24 protein-coding genes and 1 pseudogene are annotated in these 20,587 nt (G+C 46.7%); 18 read left to right on the forward strand and 7 right to left on the reverse strand.

Annotation, left to right across the window (positions count from 1 at the left end):
• The first annotated feature begins 59 nt into the window (after positions 1-59).
• Positions 60-497 carry a DUF86 domain-containing protein gene (locus AC0TWI_RS13060; protein ID WP_488126775.1) on the forward strand — a complete coding sequence of 146 codons (438 nt, stop codon included), beginning with the start codon at positions 60-62 and terminating at the stop codon, positions 495-497.
• A gap of 27 nt (positions 498-524) precedes the next feature.
• The gene (locus AC0TWI_RS13065; protein WP_488126776.1) at positions 525-1,289 is read left to right on the forward strand and encodes a TIGR01457 family HAD-type hydrolase; all 765 of its coding nucleotides are present in this window, start codon (positions 525-527) and stop codon (positions 1,287-1,289) included.
• A 44-nt stretch (positions 1,290-1,333) separates the two neighbouring features.
• Here the strand turns inward: AC0TWI_RS13065 and AC0TWI_RS13070 are convergent, their stop codons facing one another.
• A complete protein-coding gene (locus tag AC0TWI_RS13070; protein ID WP_488126777.1) occupies positions 1,334-1,837 on the reverse strand; it encodes a phosphatidylglycerophosphatase A family protein in 504 nt (167 codons plus the stop codon).
• A 104-nt stretch (positions 1,838-1,941) separates the two neighbouring features.
• Between AC0TWI_RS13070 and yutH the strand changes: the two genes are divergently transcribed.
• Positions 1,942-2,931 (forward strand): spore coat putative kinase YutH, encoded by a 990-nt coding sequence (gene yutH, locus AC0TWI_RS13075; RefSeq protein WP_488126778.1) that lies wholly within the window; start codon positions 1,942-1,944, stop codon positions 2,929-2,931.
• A 212-nt stretch (positions 2,932-3,143) separates the two neighbouring features.
• Here yutH and AC0TWI_RS13080 read toward each other — a convergent pair.
• Positions 3,144-3,484, reverse strand: a pseudogene (locus AC0TWI_RS13080) (NifU family protein).
• 23 nt (positions 3,485-3,507) lie between these two features.
• On the opposite strand from AC0TWI_RS13080, the gene AC0TWI_RS13085 reads away from it, so the two are divergent.
• The gene (locus AC0TWI_RS13085; RefSeq protein ID WP_488126779.1) at positions 3,508-3,828 is read left to right on the forward strand and encodes a YuzD family protein; all 321 of its coding nucleotides are present in this window, start codon (positions 3,508-3,510) and stop codon (positions 3,826-3,828) included.
• A gap of 221 nt (positions 3,829-4,049) precedes the next feature.
• Here the strand turns inward: AC0TWI_RS13085 and AC0TWI_RS13090 are convergent, their stop codons facing one another.
• Positions 4,050-5,117, reverse strand: a complete 1,068-nt coding sequence (locus AC0TWI_RS13090; RefSeq protein ID WP_488126780.1) for an NAD(P)/FAD-dependent oxidoreductase — start codon at positions 5,115-5,117, stop codon at positions 4,050-4,052.
• Positions 5,118-5,309: 192 nt separating this feature from the next.
• Between AC0TWI_RS13090 and AC0TWI_RS13095 the strand changes: the two genes are divergently transcribed.
• Complete coding sequence (locus AC0TWI_RS13095) at positions 5,310-5,546, forward strand: YuzB family protein (RefSeq protein ID WP_488126781.1); 237 nt, start codon at positions 5,310-5,312, stop codon at positions 5,544-5,546.
• An 82-nt stretch (positions 5,547-5,628) separates the two neighbouring features.
• Positions 5,629-5,991: a HesB/IscA family protein gene (locus AC0TWI_RS13100; RefSeq protein ID WP_488126782.1), complete on the forward strand. Its 363-nt coding sequence runs from the start codon at positions 5,629-5,631 to the stop codon at positions 5,989-5,991.
• Between the two features lie 427 nt (positions 5,992-6,418).
• Here the strand turns inward: AC0TWI_RS13100 and AC0TWI_RS13105 are convergent, their stop codons facing one another.
• Positions 6,419-7,414, reverse strand: a complete 996-nt coding sequence (locus AC0TWI_RS13105; protein ID WP_488126783.1) for an NAD(P)/FAD-dependent oxidoreductase — start codon at positions 7,412-7,414, stop codon at positions 6,419-6,421.
• Between the two features lie 327 nt (positions 7,415-7,741).
• Between AC0TWI_RS13105 and AC0TWI_RS13110 the strand changes: the two genes are divergently transcribed.
• From AC0TWI_RS13110 to AC0TWI_RS13125, 4 genes are all read left to right on the forward strand, one after another.
• Positions 7,742-8,962: an NAD(P)/FAD-dependent oxidoreductase gene (locus AC0TWI_RS13110; protein ID WP_488126784.1), complete on the forward strand. Its 1,221-nt coding sequence runs from the start codon at positions 7,742-7,744 to the stop codon at positions 8,960-8,962.
• A gap of 84 nt (positions 8,963-9,046) precedes the next feature.
• Positions 9,047-9,529, forward strand: coding sequence for an NUDIX domain-containing protein (locus AC0TWI_RS13115; RefSeq protein WP_488126785.1), 483 nt, complete (start codon positions 9,047-9,049; stop codon positions 9,527-9,529).
• Between the two features lie 90 nt (positions 9,530-9,619).
• Positions 9,620-9,943, forward strand: a complete 324-nt coding sequence (locus AC0TWI_RS13120; protein WP_488126786.1) for a YuiB family protein — start codon at positions 9,620-9,622, stop codon at positions 9,941-9,943.
• A gap of 142 nt (positions 9,944-10,085) precedes the next feature.
• Positions 10,086-10,790, forward strand: coding sequence for a 3D domain-containing protein (locus tag AC0TWI_RS13125; RefSeq protein WP_488126787.1), 705 nt, complete (start codon positions 10,086-10,088; stop codon positions 10,788-10,790).
• A 44-nt stretch (positions 10,791-10,834) separates the two neighbouring features.
• Here AC0TWI_RS13125 and AC0TWI_RS13130 read toward each other — a convergent pair whose 3' ends face one another.
• Complete coding sequence (locus AC0TWI_RS13130) at positions 10,835-11,317, reverse strand: divergent PAP2 family protein (RefSeq protein WP_488126788.1); 483 nt, start codon at positions 11,315-11,317, stop codon at positions 10,835-10,837.
• A gap of 204 nt (positions 11,318-11,521) precedes the next feature.
• Between AC0TWI_RS13130 and AC0TWI_RS13135 the strand changes: the two genes are divergently transcribed.
• The 6 genes from AC0TWI_RS13135 to AC0TWI_RS13160 all read left to right on the forward strand — a co-directional run bounded on the left by AC0TWI_RS13135 (position 11,522) and on the right by AC0TWI_RS13160 (position 17,189).
• Positions 11,522-13,030, forward strand: a complete 1,509-nt coding sequence (locus AC0TWI_RS13135; protein WP_488126789.1) for a leucyl aminopeptidase — start codon at positions 11,522-11,524, stop codon at positions 13,028-13,030.
• A 189-nt stretch (positions 13,031-13,219) separates the two neighbouring features.
• Complete coding sequence (locus AC0TWI_RS13140; RefSeq protein ID WP_488126790.1) at positions 13,220-14,539, forward strand: Na+/H+ antiporter family protein; 1,320 nt, start codon at positions 13,220-13,222, stop codon at positions 14,537-14,539.
• A 92-nt stretch (positions 14,540-14,631) separates the two neighbouring features.
• Complete coding sequence (locus AC0TWI_RS13145) at positions 14,632-14,850, forward strand: hypothetical protein (RefSeq protein ID WP_488126791.1); 219 nt, start codon at positions 14,632-14,634, stop codon at positions 14,848-14,850.
• A gap of 104 nt (positions 14,851-14,954) precedes the next feature.
• Positions 14,955-15,338, forward strand: coding sequence for a hotdog fold thioesterase (locus AC0TWI_RS13150; RefSeq protein WP_488126792.1), 384 nt, complete (start codon positions 14,955-14,957; stop codon positions 15,336-15,338).
• Between the two features lie 110 nt (positions 15,339-15,448).
• Positions 15,449-15,817, forward strand: a complete 369-nt coding sequence (locus tag AC0TWI_RS13155; RefSeq protein WP_488126793.1) for a DUF2188 domain-containing protein — start codon at positions 15,449-15,451, stop codon at positions 15,815-15,817.
• Between the two features lie 163 nt (positions 15,818-15,980).
• A complete protein-coding gene (locus AC0TWI_RS13160) occupies positions 15,981-17,189 on the forward strand; it encodes an MFS transporter (RefSeq protein WP_488126802.1) in 1,209 nt (402 codons plus the stop codon).
• A 38-nt stretch (positions 17,190-17,227) separates the two neighbouring features.
• On the opposite strand, the gene AC0TWI_RS13165 is transcribed toward AC0TWI_RS13160, so the two are convergent.
• On the reverse strand, positions 17,228-18,646 hold the full coding sequence (locus AC0TWI_RS13165) for a PAS domain S-box protein (RefSeq protein WP_488126794.1): 1,419 nt from the start codon (positions 18,644-18,646) through the stop codon (positions 17,228-17,230).
• A 102-nt stretch (positions 18,647-18,748) separates the two neighbouring features.
• The gene (kapB, locus tag AC0TWI_RS13170; protein ID WP_488126795.1) at positions 18,749-19,141 is read right to left on the reverse strand and encodes a kinase-associated lipoprotein KapB; all 393 of its coding nucleotides are present in this window, start codon (positions 19,139-19,141) and stop codon (positions 18,749-18,751) included.
• Positions 19,142-19,253: 112 nt separating this feature from the next.
• On the opposite strand from kapB, the gene AC0TWI_RS13175 reads away from it, so the two are divergent.
• Complete coding sequence (locus tag AC0TWI_RS13175) at positions 19,254-20,030, forward strand: peptidylprolyl isomerase (RefSeq protein ID WP_488126796.1); 777 nt, start codon at positions 19,254-19,256, stop codon at positions 20,028-20,030.
• 188 nt (positions 20,031-20,218) lie between these two features.
• Positions 20,219-20,446: a hypothetical protein gene (locus tag AC0TWI_RS13180; RefSeq protein WP_488126797.1), complete on the forward strand. Its 228-nt coding sequence runs from the start codon at positions 20,219-20,221 to the stop codon at positions 20,444-20,446.
• Positions 20,447-20,587: the final 141 nt, after the last annotated feature.

Consider the following 20,587-nt stretch of genomic DNA (forward strand, 5'->3'; position numbering starts at 1 on the left):
ATTCCCTTTTCGGACAAGTTCATTCAGGAATAAAGGCAGGAGGAATGGAGGTTGACGAAATGTATTTTGTAGATAGAGAAAAAATTGAAGAAACCCTCGACTTTATGGAAGTTCAGCTCGAGCACCTGCATGAACAATCACAATGGGAGACCCCGAATGAAAAGGCAGCATTGGAGCGGTTTGCCCAAACGGTAATCGAATCGATCCTTGATGCGGGGAATGCCATGATTGACGGCTTTATCATGCGCGACCCTGGCAGCTATGAGGACATTGTCGATATTCTCTGGGATGAGAAAGTGATTGATGATGAGCAGAAAGAGGTCTTGAAAACAGTAATCAATTGCCGAAAAATGCTCGTACAGCAATATACAAAGGTAGATCACCAAAAAATTCAACATGTATTTTCTGAAAATCGGGAGCCGATCGGCCGTTTTGCTCCGGCTGTCCGGGAGTATTTGAATACGCAGCTCGGCCCTGTATCAGCATTCAGAAAATAATAAGCGGCAGTCTGGGAGTGATTTTGATTGAAAAAGTATCGCGGTTATTTGATCGATTTGGACGGAACAATGTACAGAGGTTCAGAAAAAATTGAGGAGGCTGCGGATTTTGTGGCTTCGCTCCGAAGAGAGGGTCTTCCGTACCTTTATGTAACGAATAACTCCTCAAAAACCCCTGCGCAGGTCGCAGAACATTTACGGCAATTCGATATCGATGCCCACGAACATGAGGTGTTCACCACTTCGATGGCAACAGCCAATTATTTGTATGAGAGAAAGCCGGAAGCGAAGGTATTTGCGATAGGGGAGGAAGGAATCCGTGCCGCTCTTACTGAGAGAGGGTTTCTGCTTACGGATGAAAAACCGGATGCAGTCATTATTGGCATTGATCGGGACATCAATTATGAAAAACTTGCCATCGCATGTCTTGCCGTAAGAGATGGAGCCATCTTCATTTCGACGAATGGAGACATCGCCTTGCCGACTGAAAGAGGGCTGATGCCGGGGAATGGGGCTTTAACTTCGGTCATTTCCGTTTCCACACAGACAGAACCGATCTTCATTGGCAAGCCGCATACGATTATTATGGACCAAGCCCTCCAGGCGCTTGGGACGGCCAAAGAGGAGACGATTATGGTCGGGGATAATTATGATACGGATATATTGGCCGGTATCCGCTACGGAATGGATACCTTATGGGTTAACACTGGCGTCACATCGAAAGAACAGCTTCTGAAGCAGACTCAGCAACCGACTCATGCAGTCGATTCATTGGCAGATTGGAAAATATGATTGAAAAGGGCTGATCCGGTCGGATCAGCCCTTTCTTCATGCTATTATTCAACGCCTCGGGCACTGTGGGCAAGCCGGCTTGAAGCTGCCGCTGCAATCGCCCCAACAATATCATCGAGGAATGTATGGCATTCCCCGGTGGAATGGTCATTCAATCTTTCGAGAATTCCAGGCTTTTGCTTATCAATGTATCCGTAATTGGTGAATCCAATCGAGCCATATACATTGACGATGGAAAAAGCGAGAATTTCATCGACGCCATACAGGCTTTCATCGCTGTTGATAATCGATTGGAGCGGTTCGGCCAGCTGCCCTTTTTCAGCGAGCACATCGAGCTGGATTCCCGTCAAAATTGCGTTTTGCACTTCTCTTTTTTTCAAGACGCGATCAATATTATAAATACAATCCTCTATTTTCAAGTCAGGATGGTACTTTTTCTGTAAGTACATGACCAGTTCGGCGATATCTTCAATCTCCACGCCGCGCTCAACAAGCATGCGCCGTGCTGTTTCTTCCAATACTGTAATTTCTCTTTGATTGTTGTCCATAATTCTCATCCTTTCATGTTTTGGGAAAAAAACCAGTTCATCCTCATATACATAGAGATAGCGGGTTTGCGGCCGCTGATGATTTTTTAAAAGAGGGATGAATGATGGCACATAACATTCTCGAGCGTTTTTTTGGAATCAAGCCGGAGAAGGTACTCTTAATTGGCCGGCAAGAGCGCTATCTTTTTCAAGATACACTTTATACTATTGTTCCTACAGCCAAGATGGAACAGGAAGCGTTAATTGAATTATATGAGATGTCTGAGCACATGGCAAAGTTTGGAGACCGGAAAACAGCTGTTTTTGTTCAGGCAACGGATGGTTCCTTTCTCATCCGCGAAAAGGATGAAAATTTTGTGGTATTGAAAAATGAGCATCGTCCTTCGACACGGAAACGGAATACGGGACGGAGTTTGGCAAGATTCCACTTGCGGGGGCAGGCATTGGAAACACCGATAAAGACAGTGAACAGAATTGGGCAGTGGAGGGCGCTTTGGGGCAAACGGGTTGATCAGATGGAGAAGGTTTGGGGAGGTATGGTACAGGAAAGGCCGTCTGAACCGTTTCACGAGGTGTTCATCGACTCTTTTCCTTATTACATGGGTCTTGCCGAAAATGCCATTCAATATGTAGCGGATACGGAACTTGATGAGGAACCGGGAATGATGGACAGAGGAACGATCTGCCATGAACGGTTTGATGAAGCGGAGTGGGAGACGGGTATCCGCAATCCATTCACCTGGGTGTTTGATCATCCAGCAAGAGATGCAGCAGAGTGGGTAAGAGCTCGCTACTTCCAAAATAGCCGGACGCTGCAGAGGGAGATGGATTCATTCATCGGGGGATATCAGTCGGTCATGCCCCTGTCCCCCTTCTTTATGCGGCTTGTCTATGCCAGGCTCTTGTTCCCGCTCCATTATTTCGAGACGGTGGAAGAATACTTCAGAACTCCTTCTTATGAAAGGAAAAAGAGGCTGGAGGAGAGACTTCAGGCGATGCTGAGGGATGCGCGTGAGTATGAGGGGTTTCTTAGCAATTTTTACGGACTGGCAAAAACGGGCGGCTATCCGTACCCGATTCCGGAATGGCTGTAACTAAGAAAAGCGGAAGATGTGCTTGAAATGGGAAGCATAAAGGGGATGGCAGGGGGATTTTTTAACTGTTGCTGTCCTCTTTTAAGCTTCTTACAGAGAGGCGATGGGCAGTTTCATTCTCAAATAGCCATTTTGTCTTCTCAACGGATGCTGCCTGATTCTGGGGAGCGCAAAAGAAAAAGCGATCCGGCATGGCACGGATCGCTTCATTATTAAAAGACCTGTTCTACCTCTACAATGCCAGGAACCTCTTCGACCAAGGCCCTTTCGATTCCAGCTTTCAGTGTAATGGTGGAGCTTGGGCAAGTCCCGCATGCACCGAGAAGACGCAGCCTGACAATCCCTTCATCTACATCGACAAGCTCACAGTCACCGCCGTCACGAAGCAGGAACGGACGCAATTTATCGAGAACTTCTTGCACCTGTTCTGTTGTTGTCTGTTCAGACATTGTTATCGACTCCTTTCCTTATAACCATTATAATCAGTATAAGAGAAAAAATCTATCCCATAAGACCGTTTAACAGAAGGACGCCGAAAAACGGGCTTACTCATTTTTGCCAAGGGGGGAGAAATCAATGAAAGAAGCAGAAATTTTCGTATATGGAGCCGAGGTCATTTGTGCAAGCTGCGTAAATCTGCCATCATCGAAGGATACCTATGAGTGGCTGGAAGCAGCCATCTCAAGAAAGTATCCGGAGCAGCCCTTTTCCATCCGCTATGTCGATATTTTTAATCCGGAGGGAGAGGCGGCAGTGAAGGATTTTGCAGCCAAGGTGATTGAGGAAGACCTTTTTTATCCTGTTGTTACAATTGGCGGGAAAGTCGTTGGAGAGGGAAATCCAAAACTGAAGGATATTTATGCGGAATTGGAGAGCTATGGCTACAGAGCAGGTTGAATAGCAAAAAAAAGGCCCCGATATCCGGGCTGCCGACCTTTTTGGGACAGAGGGGCAGCTTGGGTTTCCTATAGGGCCTTTGGATTTAATGGATGTTCACAACATATTTGATTCGTTTTCAAGTCGGAAAAAGCAACCAAAAACCCGTACATATTTGAAATGTACGGGTGGAAATTTGGGCCATAGCCCCTGACCCTTGGTTGAATGGATTAATTGCAGGCTCAGCCTTTATGGTATTTATACATCCACAGAACACCAGATTTTAATATTCTGGCAATGCGGCCTGTAATGCCGAATTCGTTCATCGATCCGAACCCTTGTTTTTTGCCTAATGAACCAAGTACGCCTTTCAATTTGATCGTCGGCAATTCTTCAGGCAGTTCTTGGCCTTCCCAGCGTTTTCTCATCACCTGGACAATTTGTTCTGCCTGTCCCTCCGCCAGTTGTGCACTTGGCGCGTAAGGAAGGCTGGCACAGTCTCCAACTACATAGACATTCTCATCATCTGGCAAGTTATGATACTTTGTCAGTACGACACGGCCCTGTTTGTCCTTCTCAACAGCCATTTCTCTCACAATGCGGCTTGGCTGAATGCCAGCCGTCCATACGATGACGTCAGTTGGTACCGGCTCATCATGATTATAGAGGATGCCTTCTTCAACCTTCGTAATATTCGCTTCGTTCACGACATCCACGCCATTTGTGGAAAACCAGTTTTGTACATAACGGCTTACTCTTTCCGGAAATGTCGGCAGGACCGTCTTTCCACGGTCAAAAAGCTTTACGATAAGATCCGGTCGGCTTTCCCGTAATTCGCTTGCCAGTTCAATTCCGCTTAGCCCGCCGCCTACGATACTGACGACCGAGTTGGCAGCGAGATTGTTCAATGTCTGGTACGTATCACGCGCCTTGCCAATGGTTTGAATTGAATGCGTATACACATCTGCGCCGGGTACATTATGATATTTGTCTTCGCAGCCGAGACCGACAATCAGATAATCATAGGATATCGAACGGCCGTCTTCCAGCTGGACCGCTTTTCCCTCAAGGTCAATCTTTGAAGCCTCTCCATATACTTTCTCAAGCCTTTCAAAGTCAGGGAAGGACACCCGGACTTCCTGATCCGAGACCGTTCCTGCGGCTAGAGCATAGTACTCTGTTTTTAATGAGTGGTATGGAACGCGGTCAATCAGCGTGATCGACACATCGTCAGGCAAGTGCTGAGGCAATAATTCGCCTAGTACGCGCATATTGCCATATCCGCCACCCAGCAGAACTAATTTTTTCATGCAACTATCTCCTTTTGCCGTCTACTTGAATGATAGTAAAAATAATTACATAGGATAACACATTATCTATATTCCACGTAAAAGTATAGCTGATTTCCATATTATATACAACCAGCGTTTTCACGAATAAACGCGATCGTTGACTATATGCGGATAAGCGAGTAGGATTATGGTTGTTAATGAGGTGATGGGATGAATCCGATTATTGAGTTCTGCATCAGCAATCTTGGCAGCGGCGGGTATGAGGCTTTGGAAATACTGGAGAATGATCCCGATCTCGATATTATCGAATATGGCTGCCTGGATCATTGTGAATTATGCGGAGAGACTTTATATGCGCTCGTCAATGGTGAGGTCGTGACAGGTGAAACGCCTGAAGGATTAGTACAAGCCATTTATCAATATATAGAAGACAATCCTATGTTCTGAACGTTCGGGTTGAGCGGTTGGGCGAAAAGGGTATATACTAAGATATAGATGTAGCATAAGCTGAAATAGGGGGGTGCAGAAGATGAGTGAAATCATTACGTTGACGGAAGCGGCAGCCTTGCAGATCAAGGACATGATTAAGCAGAGCGGCGAGGAAGAGGTCTTCTTTCGTTTCTCCATTAATGGCGGCGGCTGCAGCGGCTTGTCCTACGGCATGAGCCTGGATCCAGAAAGACAAGATAAGGATACGTATTTTGAACAGCAGGGGATCGGTATTGTCATCGACGATGAAACTGCGCCGATCGTTACTGGGACGGTCATCGATTATAAGCAGTCGCTCATGGGCGGCGGGTTTACGATAAACAATCCGAACGCGCTTGTTTCTTGCGGCTGCGGCTCATCCTTCCGTACGAAGGATAAGGTCGGAAGTCCGGAGAAGTGCTAAACGGTTATCATGGAAAAAGCGATTGGGATGCTGATTCAGCATCCTCAATCGCTTTTTTTGAGGGATTTGGAGTTAAAAGACAAGCAAAGCGGGGATACACCCACCCGCTCTTTTCCTCCAGCGCTTGTCGCCGATAAGCAGGCGCCTCCGCTTTTCGCTTGTCCAGGTCCGGCTGCCAGCGACTAGCAGATTTCAGGATTCTTCCTACGATAAGTCAACATCGGCTCCTACGTCGCCGTGTTTCCTTTATCTCGTCAGAATCCTTCCAATCTGTACGTCGCTAAACGGCATCCTCCGCTTTTCGTTGTCTAGCTCCGGGGGCTAGGGGCTCGAGGTCACAAGCCAAGAAGGAAGAAAGGCTGGAAAGCGCCTTTTTTCCTTCTCGTCTTGTGCTTGTCGCCCCTGGGCAAGCGCCCTCCGCTTTTCTTTACTCAAACATCGACGTGCTATGCATTGGTTGTAGTCTTGCTTTAGGGTCGATGTAGGCTTTGGCGTTGCTGACGGCTGTTGGGGCTTCGCCGAAGCCGGTGGCGATGAGTTTTACTTTGCCCTCATAGGTTGTGATGTCACCTGCGGCATAGATGCCTGGGATGTTTGTTTCCATTTTGCTGTTGACGACGATCGAGTTTTTCTCGATTTCCAATCCCCATTCCTTGATCGGGCCGAGGGAGGAGACGAAGCCGTAGTTGACGATGAGTGAATCGAGTTCAAGGGCATGTTTTGTATCGCCTTTAACTTCTTCGATAATCAATTCACGGATCGCTTCTTCATCACAAGTGATGTCTGCTGCTGTAAAAGGAGTTTTGATGTCGACGCTTGATTCCCGCAATTGAACGACACTGCTTTCATGAGCGCGGAACTTGTCGCGGCGGTGGACGAGCGTCACTTTTTCAGCAATTGGTTCCAGCATTAGTGCCCAGTCGACAGCAGAGTCTCCGCCGCCAAGGATTACAACTTTTTTGCCGGCAAAGGACTCCATATCATCTACGAAGTAATGTAAGTTTTTCCCTTCGTATTGTGCGGCTGCTTCATGCTCAAGTCTCCTTGGCTGGAAGGCTCCGATTCCCGCTGTGATGATAATCGATTTTGTGTAATGGACCTCCTGGTCAGTCGACAACTTGAAGCTGCCGTCCTCCAGCCGTTCCAATTTATCGACAGCCTGGCCGAGACATACAGTCGGAGAGAACATTTTCAGCTGTTCTTTCAAATTATGTACAAGGTCATTGGCTTTCACCTTCGGGAAACCGGCGACATCGTATATATATTTTTCAGGATAGAGGGTTGCGAGCTGGCCGCCCAGCTGAGGAAGGCTTTCAATAATTTTTACGCTTGCGTTGCGCATACCACCGTAAAAGGCGGTGAATAAGCCTGTTGGGCCTCCTCCAATAATGGTCATATCATAAACTTTCAGATCTTCCTTCAAATCAAACCCCTCCATTAGGTATAAATTCATCTTTTTTATCATAGCATATCCTTGCTTTTCCTGCCTTGTCTAATCTTCTGAGAGCAGGGTAATTCATCATTTTTCCTCTATATCCTATCTGAATTTTCCTATGTTTAATTTCGGGTGAGAAATTGCTTGAAAAACGAAGATAAAGGGAATATGATGTACTTGAGACAAAATGTTAAAGATTTATGACGTTTTTCCGTCAATCTATCGATATACGTGAAATGCATCACATAAAGCATGATGCCCTGCATTTCCTCCGTATGTCCTACACAATACTATGCAAAGGTGGAAGTGATGATCTTGAATAGGCCAAAGATTGTAGTATTAGGCGCCGGATACGGCGGTTTAATGACAGTGACCCGGCTCCAAAAGCAGCTTGGTAACAGTGAAGCCGACATTATCCTTGTGAATAAAAATGACTACCATTATGAAACAACCTGGCTTCATGAGGCTTCTGCAGGTACATTGCCTGCCGATCGTGTCCGTTACGATGTAAAAAATGTAATTGATTCCAGCAAGGTTCAATTCATTCAGGCAACTGCAGAGAAGATCGATATGCAGGGCAAAAAGGTTGTTTTGGACAATGGTGAGATTTCTTACGATTATCTCGTCGTCTCTCTTGGTGCCGCTCCGGAAACATTCGGCATCAAAGGTCTCGACAAATATGCATTCTCTATCGTGAACGTAGATGCTGCGCGCCAAATCCGGGAACACATCGAATACCAATTCGCGACTTACCGGGCTGAAGGGCAGACAAACCCTGAGCGCCTGACGATCGTAGTCGGCGGTGCCGGTTTCACAGGAATCGAGTTCCTTGGTGAACTTGGAAACAGAATTCCGGAATTATGCCGTGAATATGACATCGACCAGAAAATGGTCCGCGTTGTTTGCGTAGAGGCAGCTCCGTCTGCACTTCCTGGTTTCGATCCGGAACTTGTCCAGTATGCAATGGCGAACTTGGAGAGAAAAGGCATTGAATTCATGATCGGAACAGCGATCAAAGAGGCAACACCTGAGGGTATCATCGTCGGCAAAGGCGAAGATGAAACGGAAGAAATCAAAGCGGCGACAGTTGTTTGGGCAGCTGGCGTGCGGGGTAATCCAATCATCGAAGAATCCGGCATTGAAAATATGCGCGGACGCGTAAAAGTTGACACCAACTTGCGGGTTCCGGGACAAGAAGATGTCTTCATCATCGGTGACTGCTCGCTGATCATCAATGAAGAGATCAACCGCCCTTACCCTCCAACAGCGCAGATTGCTATGCAGCAGGGTGAACTTGTTGCCCGCAATATTACAAAGCTTGTCAAAGGCAATGCTCATCTCGATACATTCGCTTTCGACAACAAAGGTACCGTCTGCTCTTTGGGCGATGACGATGCCATCGGCGTTGTATTCGGCAAAAAAGTGACAGGCACTAAAGCTTCCTTTATGAAGAAAATGGTCGATAACCGTGCATTGTATATGATCGGCGGTATTCCATTGACTTTGAAAAAGGGCAAATTTAACTTGCTGAAATAAACAATAGACAAAAAAGGCAGAATCCACTCGTTGATTCTGCCTTTTTTGTTATGCTTGAGAGAGTAGCGGAAGGGGGAAAAATGGTTGAGCAGAGAGCGAGGGAACGTTTGGCTAGGTGTCGCGGGAATTGTGATTGATGATCAAGGAAGATGGCTCGTTGTGAAAAAGAGGTACGGAGGCCTGCTTGGAAAATGGTCGCTGCCAGCCGGTTTTGTCCAGCCTGGAGAAACCGCGGATCATGCAGCTATAAGGGAAATAAGAGAAGAAACGGGGATTGCCTGTTCCATTATTGGTATGGCCGGCCTGCGGACAGGAGTGCTCCATGAAAGCATAAGCGATAATATGCTGGTCTTCCTTTGCAAGCCAGAGAGCGAGACTATCGTCGTACAGGAGGAAGAATTACTTGATGCCCGATGGATGGATGCCGAACGATTGATGGAGGACAGGCAGACGTCAGTGCTGATTCATGAATTAATCGGAGCCAAAGAGCAAAATTACCAAAAGCTGATTGCCGGTTTGGATCCCGGAAGTCAATTTGGATATACGGCCTATAAGCTTTTTTTATAATTTGTCATGAATTCTTCGTTTTACTCAATTGACGCTCAAGTGATCATTCAGTACACTTGAGTATAGTGTGTAAGCAAGGGGGAACCATCAATGCCGATGACCATACCGGTTTTGATCATATCAATGCTGTTGTTTTTTGTACTGTTCTTCGGAATCGGATTTTTGCTGAATATGCTGCTTCGGATGACTTGGATCATGGCGATCGTGTACCCTGTCATCGCGTTATTGATCATAGATAATGTGGATTTCAGTGATTATTTTAAAAAGCCGAGAACTTCATTTCAAAGTTTAGCAGATAGTGTCACATCACTGGCTGCCGCCGATATCACCATCCTGGCCAGCGGGCTGGCAGGAGCGATAGTCGCGGGCTTTACGATGAGGATGCTGAGGAAAAAAGGATATCAGATGTTTTAAAAACTGCAGTCTGCCGGCCCACTTTGACCGGCAGACTGCTTTTTTTGTATGGAAGAACCGCGATGCAAGCGGTCCTATTTTATTCGATTATGAATATTTCTTCTCAAATTGGGAAAACATTAAATTTGAGAGGAGTGTATACATGGTTAAGACAAAAATAATGGGTTACCGATTCATTATTGCCGTTTTATTTTTCCTGGCATTGATTGCGACGGCAGAGGCGGCTACAGGCTTGGATGCCAAAGCGATTTCTAAATACATACTCATCGACGGGGGTTCACCTTCATCGGAAGGCAGTATCGGTCATAGGAAAAAAGAGGCAAGCTTATCTTTAAAGTCCATCTATCGTTCTGCAAGCAATTTTACATACAAACCCTATCAGGCATCCGCCCGGAAGGTCCCTTCCCTTGAAGAAGAAATGGACTGGTCCATCTATCCGGTCAAATCGGTGACAGCTACGGGCTATACCGCAGGGATTGAATCAACGGGGAAATTACCCGGACACCCAACTTATGGAATTACATATTCAGGCGTCAAAGTAAAGCGTGATTTGTATTCGACGATAGCAGCTGATCCATCGGTTTTTCCGATCGGCACAATTTTGTTCATACCGAAGTATGGCTACGGAGTCGTCGCTGATACAGGCTCCGCCATAAAAGGAGATAAAATCGATCTTTACTATGAGACGGTCGACGATGTATATAACGAGTGGGGCAAGCAGCAAGTGGATGTATATGTGGTGAAGATGGGCATGGGACGTCTGTCTGAAGAAGAGTTGGTCGCGCTTAACGAAGATGAAGCGATGCAAGTATTTCGAACAACGTATTTAAAATCGGAGAATGAATAAACAGAACCTGCAGACGATGTCTGCAGGTTTTTTCGAATGCCCAGTCACAAGAAGAGGTAGATGACCAGGGCCAACGCGATGCCGGTTACTGCTCCGAAAAACACTTCGATTGGCTTGTGGCCGAGCAGCTCCTTCAATTTCTGCAGGCTTTCTTTCTTTTCTGATGTTTCTTTTTTATGCCAGACCTTTGTTTCCTCAAGCATCAGGGCAAAATCCGCGGCAAGCCGGTTAAGGACAATCGCTTGCTCGCCTGCATGGCGACGGACACCGGACGCGTCAAACATGACAACCATTCCAAAAATAGCAGAGATGGCGAATAAATGGGAACCTAGACCGTCTTCAAGCGCTATTGCTGTCGATAATGCAGCGACTGCTGCCGAATGCGAACTCGGCATGCCGCCGGTTGAGGTGAGCAAGGACCAGTCAATTTTCCGTTTTGAAATGAAGTGCAAAGGCACCTTGACGAATTGAGCGAATAATATTGCCGTTAGTGCTGCCCAGAATGGGAAATTATGAAAAAAAGCCATCAGGACCATCCTCTCTTCCGCTCGATGAAGTTGTATCTTATATACTATCATAAGTATTAGCCGGAACCATCTCATGTACTCAAAGGTATCTATTTACGACCAACAGCAAGGGATGGAACGGTTGAAGGCATCACTTCATTGTCAGACTTGGAATTGTGTGTGCTTCTGGAATTTTCGGTATAATAAGCGTTGGAGGTGTTTGGAATGTTTTTTGTGAAAAATGAAAGTCCTTATACAGTTCAGGAGGAGTGCATGATTGTCGGGCTGCAGGACCAGCCGGATAAATTTTCTGGAGAGCTGGAAGAATTGGACGGCCAATTCGGGGGAGAATTGACTGAGTTGGTGAAGTCCGGTGACCTTTCCGCAAAGCTGAAGGAGGTCACAGTCATCCATGGCCTGGGCAAAGGAAAGAGCAAGAGATACTTATTTGTCGGTCTGGGCAGGGAGAAGGAGCTGACCTATGATCGGTTACGTGAAGCTTTCGGCGCTGCTGCGAAAAAGACAGCAGGAATGCGGATTGAGTCGCTCTCTGCTGCATTAGATTCCTTCCAAACGGAAAAAATCACGGCAGAAGACTGCGCTACTGGATTCAGTGAAGCTTTTACGCTCGCTACATATGAATTTTCTGGGTATCGGCAAAAGTCCAACGAACCCGATGTAAAGATCGAACGTATTTCCGTTTACACAAAAAGCGGCCAGACGGAGATCCAAGCTGCCTTGGAGGTCGGGGAGGCTTATGGAGTTGGAACGAATTCCGCCAGAACACTGGTGAACACACCTGGCAATATGATGACGGCGACTGATCTTGCTGAACATGCGGCAAAACTTGCAGAACGATATAATTTTGAATTGGAAGTTTTGGAGAAGGCCGACATGGAAAGGCTCGGCATGGGGGCTTTCCTTGCGGTCAACCAAGGTTCCGCCGAACCGCCAAAGATGATCGTACTCAAATATCAGGGGCGCGATGAGTGGAAGGATGTCCTTGGTTTTGTCGGCAAAGGGGTTACATTTGATACCGGGGGCTATTCATTAAAACCGAAGGATGGAATTGTCGGAATGAAGACCGATATGGGGGGAGCCGCTGCAGTGCTAGGCGCAATGGAAACCGTCGGCATGCTCCAACCGGAACAAAATATCGTTGCAGTCATTCCTTCAACGGACAATATGGTGAGCAGCCGGGCTTTCAAGCCGGATGATGTGATCACTTCAATGAGCGGCAAGACGATTGAAGTACTGAACACTGATGCCGAAGGCCGTCTTGTCCTGGCTGATGCCGTCACCTATGCGAAACAGCATGGAGCAAACTATCTTGTTGATGTGGCGACATTGACAGGAGGTGTCATCGTGGCGCTCGGCCTCGATAAAACCGGGGCTTTAACGAATAATGAATCCCTTTTTGAAGAGGTACTTCAGGCTTCCTATGAGGCAGGCGAGTTCATCTGGCGCCTTCCGTATACAGAAAAGGACAAGGAACGAGTGCGCGGAAGCAAGATCGCCGATTTGAACAATTCACCGGGAAGGGAAGGCCATGCGATCATGGGCGGAGCATTTATCGGTGAATTTGCCGAAGGAACACCATGGGTGCATTTGGATATTGCCGGTACAGCAACGACTAATAAAGCGACAGACCTTGGCCCGGCCGGTGCAACAGGTGTAATGTCAAGGACGCTCGCCATTCTTGCCGAAAGATTCGAGCCGCAAAACGATAAATAAGCAGGAGATAAGCCTGCCTGAATACAAGTAACAAAATAGCATCACTTCACTTTGGAAGCCCTAAAAATGCCTCCCAAAGTGAAGTGATGTTTTTCTTTCCTTGACAGTGTGGAGGGAAGGGTGTAATCTGAAAAATATACTTTATTACTCTACCAATTTACCATGCTAAAGCAAAGAGAGGGAGCATCCATGAATGCGGTAATTATTGCAGTAATTGTCATGCTGATTTTAAGCTTAACGAGGGTGAACGTCGTTCTTGCTCTTGCAGCAGGAGCGCTTGCAGGGGGACTTTCAGGGGGATTGGGTCTGCAGGGGACCGTCGATACCTTTGCCGATGGTGTCGGTGGAGGGGCGAAAATCGCTTTAAGCTATGCCTTGCTGGGAGGATTTGCCGTTGCCATTTCCCGAACAGGACTGCCGAAGTGGATCGTGGATATTCTGCTAAAAGCCGTCGAAAAGCAAGGTGATTCAAAAGGAAAAAAGCTGTCCAAAGCACTTATCATCATTGTGATTCTGATTATTTCCTGTTTCTCTCAAAATATCATCCCTATTCATATCGCCTTCATTCCATTGCTTGTTCCACCGCTCCTTTATATCTTGAATGAACTGCAGATTGACCGCCGCCTGATTGCGTGTGTGCTGACATTCGGCCTTACGGCTCCATACATTCTGCTGCCGGTCGGTTTCGGCCAGTTGTTTCAGCAGCTGCTCGCCGACAACATCACCCAGAGCGGCCTTCCGGTGCAAATCGGTCAAATTTCCAAAGCAATGATCATTCCGGTAGCAGGGATGGCTGCAGGCCTTATATTTGCAATTTTTGTTTCATACCGTAAACCGAGGAAGTATAAGCAAATCGATCAAGCGGAAGAAAGCGGCAGAAGGATGGAGTATACGAAAAAAGGGCTGCTCTTTTCCATCATCGCCATCATCGCGACAATGGCCATCCAAATATGGACAGATTCCATGATATACGGAGCCATTGCCGGTATCCTCGTCCTGTATGCAAGCGGGAGCGTCCGATGGAATGAGGCGGATTCCCTGCTGACCGAAGGGATGCAAATGATGGCTTTTATTGGTTTTGTCATGATTTCCGCTTCCGGGTTTTCCGAGGTGCTGAATGAAACAGGGCAGGTGGAAAGTCTCGTGCAAGAATCGGTCAAGCTGATCGGAGATAACCGGGCACTCGGTTCTTTTCTAATGCTGTTGATCGGGCTGCTCGTTACGATGGGCATCGGCTCGTCCTTTTCGACGATCCCAATCATTACCACCATTTTTGTACCGCTTGCTCTTGAGCTAGGTTTCAGCCCAATGGCGACCATCTGCATTGTAGGCACGGCAGCTGCTCTCGGGGATGCGGGCTCGCCAGCTTCTGACTCGACACTTGGACCGACAGCCGGATTGAATACAGATGGGCAGCACAATCATATTTGGGACTCCTGTGTACCGACATTCCTGCACTATAATCTCCCGTTATTGCTGTTCGGATGGGCGGCCTCCTTATTCTTTTGATGAAAGGAAAGGCGATTGCCCATGCCTTTGCCTCCTTTTCTGCATAAACAAGTAGTGAAGGGCTTTTCGCTCATACAAAAGGAGGTAAAGCGATGATGAATTACTATCGCAGTCCCGGACCGCATGACGAGCGTTTTTTCTTTGGCGCTCCTCTTCTCGGCGGGTTTGTCGGCGGGCTTCTTGGCAGTGCTTTGGTTAGGCCAAGACCATTCCCGTATCCCTACCCTGTTCCTTATCCAGTAGCTCCGCCAATCTATGGCAGTTTTCCATATGGATCCGCTCCGTACGGCTTTGGCCCATATGGATATTGAAATAAGGAGTAACGAAAACAGCCCTCACTGCGGGCTGTTTTCCATTGTAAGCAGGATTCAGGCAGGCTGGCAGCGTATACATAGAGAGGAATGGAGGGATAACGGTGGATACAAATAAAACGTTGATCGATGCATTGGGGATTGAACTGCTTGAAATTGAAGCAGGACGGGTAGTTGCAGAAATGCCCGTCGATGAGAGAACGAGACAGCCTTTCGGCTATTTGCATGGAGGGGCGTCAGTAGCGCTTGCAGAAACAGTGGCGAGTGTAGGCGCCGCCTCGATGATTGATCTGGAGAAGGAAATTTGCTTCGGCCTGGAGATCAATGCCAACCATATACGTTCGGTAAGAGATGGCAAGGTAAGAGCAGTGGCGGAAGTGGCCCATCGTGGAAAAAGCACGATGGTCTGGACGATCGAAATTCGTGATGAAAAGGAAAATTTGATTTGTCTCTCTCGCTGCACAATGGCGATCGTTCCGAAGAAATAACAGCCTATTCCGCTGTTTAGCTATCCGCTGGACGGGAATATAAATTTAATAAACGCCAATACGATCTGACGAAGCTGTGGAAACTGCCCCAAGAAAGAGGAGGAAAAGCGATGCCTTGGTCGAAAGAGGATTATCCAGATTCGATGAAAAATCTGCCTGATGATGTCCGTGACAAGGCGATTGAAATAGCCAATGCCATCTTGGAGAAGGATAAAAAAGATGAGAGCAGGGCAATTGCCATTGGAATCGCCCAAGCAAGAAAATATATTGAAGGCGCTGATGATGATCGGCCAAAGTATGAGGTGACAGCGGATGGGGATGAATGGGTGCTGCGGAAAAAAGACAGTGAAAAAGTGATTAAGCGAGAAAAAACGAAGGAAGCTCTCCTTCCAGATGCAAAAGAATATGTGAACGAGCATGATGGGATCCTAGCCATCTATACTCATGGCGGAAGTTTGTCGCAAACCTTATACGAATGAGCGATGAGTAAAGTTTCTGGGGGCGGCATTCAGGCTGCCCTTTTTTGATGCGCTCTCCGAGAGCAGGGCGGCGTAACCGCTTCGAGTGTACCGGTTGAAATTTGCTGGAAATACGGTATAATATTTAGTATCACGAAATATTAGGGTTAAGAAGGTGTTTTCTATTAGTATGGAAAAACGGAATTTGCTGATCATGTGGATCTGTAACTTCCTCGTCGCAGCGAGTGCAACGATGATTATGCCTTTTTTGTCGCTGTATATCAGCACATTAGGAGACTTTAGCACAGAATATGTTCAAAGGTGGTCGGGATTTGTTTTTGGCGTAACATTCTTGGCTGCTTTTTTTGTTTCTCCCATCTGGGGGAGAATTGGAGATAAGTATGGCTTTAAAAGAATTTTACTTATAACCGGCTACGGAATCGCCATCAGTATTTTTTTGATGGGGGTCGCGAAAAGTGTCCCCGCTTTGTTTTTTGTAAGAATGCTGATGGGGGTTGTGACGGGCTTTATCCCGACTTCGATTGCTTTTATATCTAAGCAGACAGCGAAGGAGGAAGCGGGGAAAGTGCTTGGGACATTGCAAATGGGCAATGTTTCCGGGAGTTTATTCGGACCGCTTATCGGTGGAATGATGGCGGACAGTTTCGGTTTCCATTATACGTTCATCATTACCTCTGTCTCGATTATCATTGCAACAACGTTTGTTTTGTTCGGCATTCGCGAGAAAAAGGTACCTCAGGGCGAAAAGGCAAAACGCCCTCGCTCTCAGAAAGAAGTGCTTCACCATATCTTCAGCAACCGGATGCTCATTACAGTCATGGCAATTGCCCTAATCATCCAGGTAGGCAATTTTAGCATCCAGCCGCTGCTTGCACTCTATGTCAGTGAATTGACCCACGCGAGCAGCGTCGCTTTTCTGTCAGGCATGGCGTTTTCGGCCACTGGCTTTGGCAATCTGCTGCTGACAAGACGATGGGGCAAGCTCGGTGATGATATCGGCCATGAGAAAGTGTTGATGATCTTGCTTGTGCTGGCGGCGATCCTGATCGTTCCGCAGGCACTCGTAACACAGCTATGGCAGCTTGTCATCCTCAGGTTTTTGTTCGGGATGGCAGTCGGGGGCATGCTCCCATGCATTACAGCCTTCATCCGTCTGGATGCACCGCTTTCTATGCAGGGCGAAGTACTCGGCTACAACCAGAGTTTTCGCTTTTTGGGGAATGTCGCCGGGCCTGCGCTTGGTGGAGTCGTTGCAGGGCATATGGGCATATCATCTGTATTCTATGTCACAGGCTTTCTCTTCCTGTTCGCATTCGGCCTACTCTGGTGGAGCATTCGCCAGGATAATGAAAAAGTACGTGAGATTTATTAAAAAAACATGCGGCGATCCGCATGTTTTTTTGTGCTCTTTCATCCTTTTGGCAGCATCAGCTTTACTTTGGTGCCGCTGTTCTCTTTGCTACTGATCGCAAAGGTACCTTTATGATGCTTAATAATCTGATTGCAAATCATCAAGCCGAGACCTGTTCCTTTTTCTTTTGTGCTGAAAAAAGGTTCCTCCAGTCTTTGCAGGAAATCTTCCGGCACTCCGATACCTTCATCAATCACTTCGATTACGGCAAAATTGTCTTCCACGCTTGTCCGAATGGTAAGTTTTCCGCCGTCAGGCATCGCTTCCACTGCGTTCTTCACAAAGTTGATGAAGACCTGCTTCAGTTTCCCGGCTTCCCCTTGAATATAGGGATTTTCGAGCCTAAACTCGGAAACGGTTTCGATATTGTGAAGAAGAAATTCTGATCGGAACAGAAGCAATGTATCTTCCAAAAGATTTTCTATATGTATGGTTTCAATTACGGGACTTTGAGGTTTCGCCAAAAACAACAAATCACTGGCGATCTTCTCGATGCGTTCGAGTTCGCCAAGAATGACATCCAAGTACGAATTATGTTTTTCTTCTAAGGCCAGTTGGGTAAACCCTTTGATAACAGTGAGCGGGTTGCGGATTTCGTGAGCGATGCCGGCAGCAAGCTCGCCGACTACATGGAGCTTTTCGGTCCGTTCTATCATTGTTTCTGCTTTTCGCTGTTCGGTTACATCTCTGATGACAATCTGGTAGACTTCTCTGTCCCTGAAGGTGGAAGGGATGAGCTGGATCACCGCCCGCCGTTTTTTGCCATCGCAGCGGACCACGGTACATTCGATTGGGGAAGGGTCCGCATCTTGTCCGAATTTTTGCGTAAGACAATCGCGGTCATCAGGATGGATATGGTCTAACAGTGACTTACCGATCATTTCACCAGTCAAAGTAACCCCGAATAACTTCCTGCCCGTGCTATTCATATGAATCCAAAAACCTTCTTCTGTAATAATGCCTACGGTATCCTGAAAATTATCAGTTAATAAATGGAATTTTTCCTTCTCCTCTTTTAAGTCTTTTTCAGCCAGCTTGAAGGCGGTAATATCCCGCGAAAGGCACAGAAACTCTTCCGACCACTTGTTCATGAACGGCATACAGCTCGTCTCGAGCCAGATATAGTCCCCTTCCTTCCGCATAATCCTGTAATGGCATTGGCTTGATTGTCCAGACGTTTGGAAGAAAAGCTGCTTGATTTTGGGCAGGTCTACCGGATGGCAAAAATCAAAGATGGACTTACCTGCCAGCTCAGCCGGTTCATAACCGAGCAGGCGGCTGCAGGCGGGAGAAGTATACAAGAAACGGCCGTCTTTTGTATGGCTGGTGAACAGGTCGTTGGAAGAGTGGATAAACGCACGAAACATATCAAATTCATGAAAAATTGTTTTCTTGAGTAAAGCTGCTGATTCAGCCATCCTAAACCCTCCCTTTTGAAAAAGGCCACGAATATCTATATTTTCAAATTATACTGAAAACCATCGGTGAATCAATAAGCAAAATTGTCTATTTAGGATGAATCAGCAGTCGATCTTATACATGATTCGATATTCTTTCGCAATCTCATCCAATGCCTCCAAGCTTTTGCGGTTAAATGCATCATCTTGGTTCTCCTGCAAATTCTGTCGTAATTTTACGAATGATTCTTGCAACGAGCTGGGGTAATCCGGCAGTTCCCCATCAAACGGCCTGACCATTTTCAATGGAATATTTGCCTGTTCCCGGTAGGCGAGCGCTTTCCTTTCATGAAAAAACGGCACTTCAGCCTGTTTTGGATTATGCAGATCCCCTTGCATCGGATGGGTCAGAACGGCAAGGACACGGACAGTGTATGAATCCGGACGGACACCCGTAATTTCCCCGATGTACTTGCCGGTTTTATTAAAAGCAGTGACAATTTCTCCGATTTCCATTTTCCTACCTCCTTGCGTATAGATAAATCTTATTATGGATAAGAGAAGAAGAAAAGGGAAGAAGGATGATTTTTCTGCAAAAATCTTGTAAAGTGTTTTTGGAGGGGTGGCTATGAAGAAAAGTATGCTGCTTTTACTTATTCTGTTGCTTATGCTTTCCATTGCAGCATGCGGCACGAAGAAGAAAGAAAGCGGGGAAGAAAATAATAGCGGGTCCGGTACAACAGTGCAAGATGAAGTAAAGAACGACGATGCTCAGACGGAGCAGAAAGAAGGAGATGCAGACATGGCAGAAACAAAGAATTATCCTCAGCTCAGCACAGAAGTAACAGGGAACGAGAAGTTGGTGCAAATGAATACGAATCTTGGTTCGATCAAGATCAAGCTTTTCGCCGATCAGGCCCCAAAAACAGTTGAGAACTTCATGACCCATGCAAAAGACGGCTATTATGATGGAATCATTTTCCACCGTGTCATCAATGGCTTCATGATCCAAGGCGGAGATCCGACGGGAACGGGTCGCGGCGGAGAAAGTATTTACGGAGAATCTTTTGAAGATGAATTCTCTCCTGAACTGTTTAATTTGCGCGGAGCCCTATCCATGGCGAATGCTGGCCCGAATACAAATGGAAGCCAGTTTTTCATTGTCCAAGCTAAGGATGCACCAGCACCGAAAAAGGAATTTATCCGGGCGGGCTATCCTGAAGAGATTGCTGATGCCTATACAGCAAATGGGGGAACTCCTCATCTAGACGGCAAGCACACTGTTTTTGGGCAGGTCGTTGAAGGAATGGATATTGTCGACAAAATCGCAGGCGTTGCGACTGCTCCTGGTGACAAGCCTAAGGAAGATGTCGTCATCAATAACATCGAAATTATCAAAGAATAAAGCTGAAGGGACTGTCCTGAAAGTCGGTGAACACCGCTCTCTTGCAGTCCCTTTTCCTATGAATGGGGGGAATGTACGCTTTTCACACAATTGTCGTTGGTGAGGAAGAGAGAAACTTGTTATACTTGAGGTAGTTTTGAAGTTGCAGAACCCCGGGGATCCGTTTCTCCGAATCTGAATCGGAAAGGATGTTTCCTTTGCTTTCCCTATTGAAATCATATGTGCTGTTCATGCCTTTTTTATATTTTCCTGAAGATAAGACCGAGTACATCCCTGCTGCCATCACGATGGTGATTTTTGGGGCTGCGGCTGTCGGCACTTTCTTCCTCATCAAAAAAGTGTCTAGAAAACAGGAAGAGAAAACAAAAGAGATGGAACAACGGATTAATGAAGAACGCCAAAGAGAGCACCTGTAAAATGATATGCTCCCCCTTAAGTAGACAGATGAAAAAACAAAAATCTGTTGCTTAGGGGGGAGCCCTTTTTATGTCTGTATCGTTTGAAAAGAAACTGGAGGCATTACAGCTGTATGAGGAAGGATTCCATACCATTTCAGA

The sequence above is a fragment of the Lederbergia sp. B243.17 genome (assembly GCF_057657925.1).

Bases quoted from the DNA above. Each gene is read 5' to 3' on its own strand.
- AC0TWI_RS13060 (WP_488126775.1), top strand. From the start codon at position 60: ATGTATTTTGTAGATAGAGAAAAAATTGAAGAAACCCTCGACTTTATG.
- AC0TWI_RS13070 (WP_488126777.1), bottom strand. From the start codon at position 1,837: ATGGACAACAATCAAAGAGAAATTACAGTATTGGAAGAAACAGCACGG.
- yutH (WP_488126778.1), top strand. From the start codon at position 1,942: ATGGCACATAACATTCTCGAGCGTTTTTTTGGAATCAAGCCGGAGAAG.
- AC0TWI_RS13085 (WP_488126779.1), top strand. From the start codon at position 3,508: ATGAAAGAAGCAGAAATTTTCGTATATGGAGCCGAGGTCATTTGTGCA.
- AC0TWI_RS13090 (WP_488126780.1), bottom strand. From the start codon at position 5,117: ATGAAAAAATTAGTTCTGCTGGGTGGCGGATATGGCAATATGCGCGTA.
- AC0TWI_RS13095 (WP_488126781.1), top strand. From the start codon at position 5,310: ATGAATCCGATTATTGAGTTCTGCATCAGCAATCTTGGCAGCGGCGGG.
- AC0TWI_RS13100 (WP_488126782.1), top strand. From the start codon at position 5,629: ATGAGTGAAATCATTACGTTGACGGAAGCGGCAGCCTTGCAGATCAAG.
- AC0TWI_RS13120 (WP_488126786.1), top strand. From the start codon at position 9,620: ATGCCGATGACCATACCGGTTTTGATCATATCAATGCTGTTGTTTTTT.
- AC0TWI_RS13125 (WP_488126787.1), top strand. From the start codon at position 10,086: ATGGTTAAGACAAAAATAATGGGTTACCGATTCATTATTGCCGTTTTA.
- AC0TWI_RS13130 (WP_488126788.1), bottom strand. From the start codon at position 11,317: ATGGCTTTTTTTCATAATTTCCCATTCTGGGCAGCACTAACGGCAATA.
- AC0TWI_RS13135 (WP_488126789.1), top strand. From the start codon at position 11,522: ATGTTTTTTGTGAAAAATGAAAGTCCTTATACAGTTCAGGAGGAGTGC.
- AC0TWI_RS13140 (WP_488126790.1), top strand. From the start codon at position 13,220: ATGAATGCGGTAATTATTGCAGTAATTGTCATGCTGATTTTAAGCTTA.
- AC0TWI_RS13145 (WP_488126791.1), top strand. From the start codon at position 14,632: ATGATGAATTACTATCGCAGTCCCGGACCGCATGACGAGCGTTTTTTC.
- AC0TWI_RS13155 (WP_488126793.1), top strand. From the start codon at position 15,449: ATGCCTTGGTCGAAAGAGGATTATCCAGATTCGATGAAAAATCTGCCT.
- AC0TWI_RS13165 (WP_488126794.1), bottom strand. From the start codon at position 18,646: ATGGCTGAATCAGCAGCTTTACTCAAGAAAACAATTTTTCATGAATTT.
- kapB (WP_488126795.1), bottom strand. From the start codon at position 19,141: ATGGAAATCGGAGAAATTGTCACTGCTTTTAATAAAACCGGCAAGTAC.
- AC0TWI_RS13175 (WP_488126796.1), top strand. From the start codon at position 19,254: ATGAAGAAAAGTATGCTGCTTTTACTTATTCTGTTGCTTATGCTTTCC.
- AC0TWI_RS13180 (WP_488126797.1), top strand. From the start codon at position 20,219: ATGTTTCCTTTGCTTTCCCTATTGAAATCATATGTGCTGTTCATGCCT.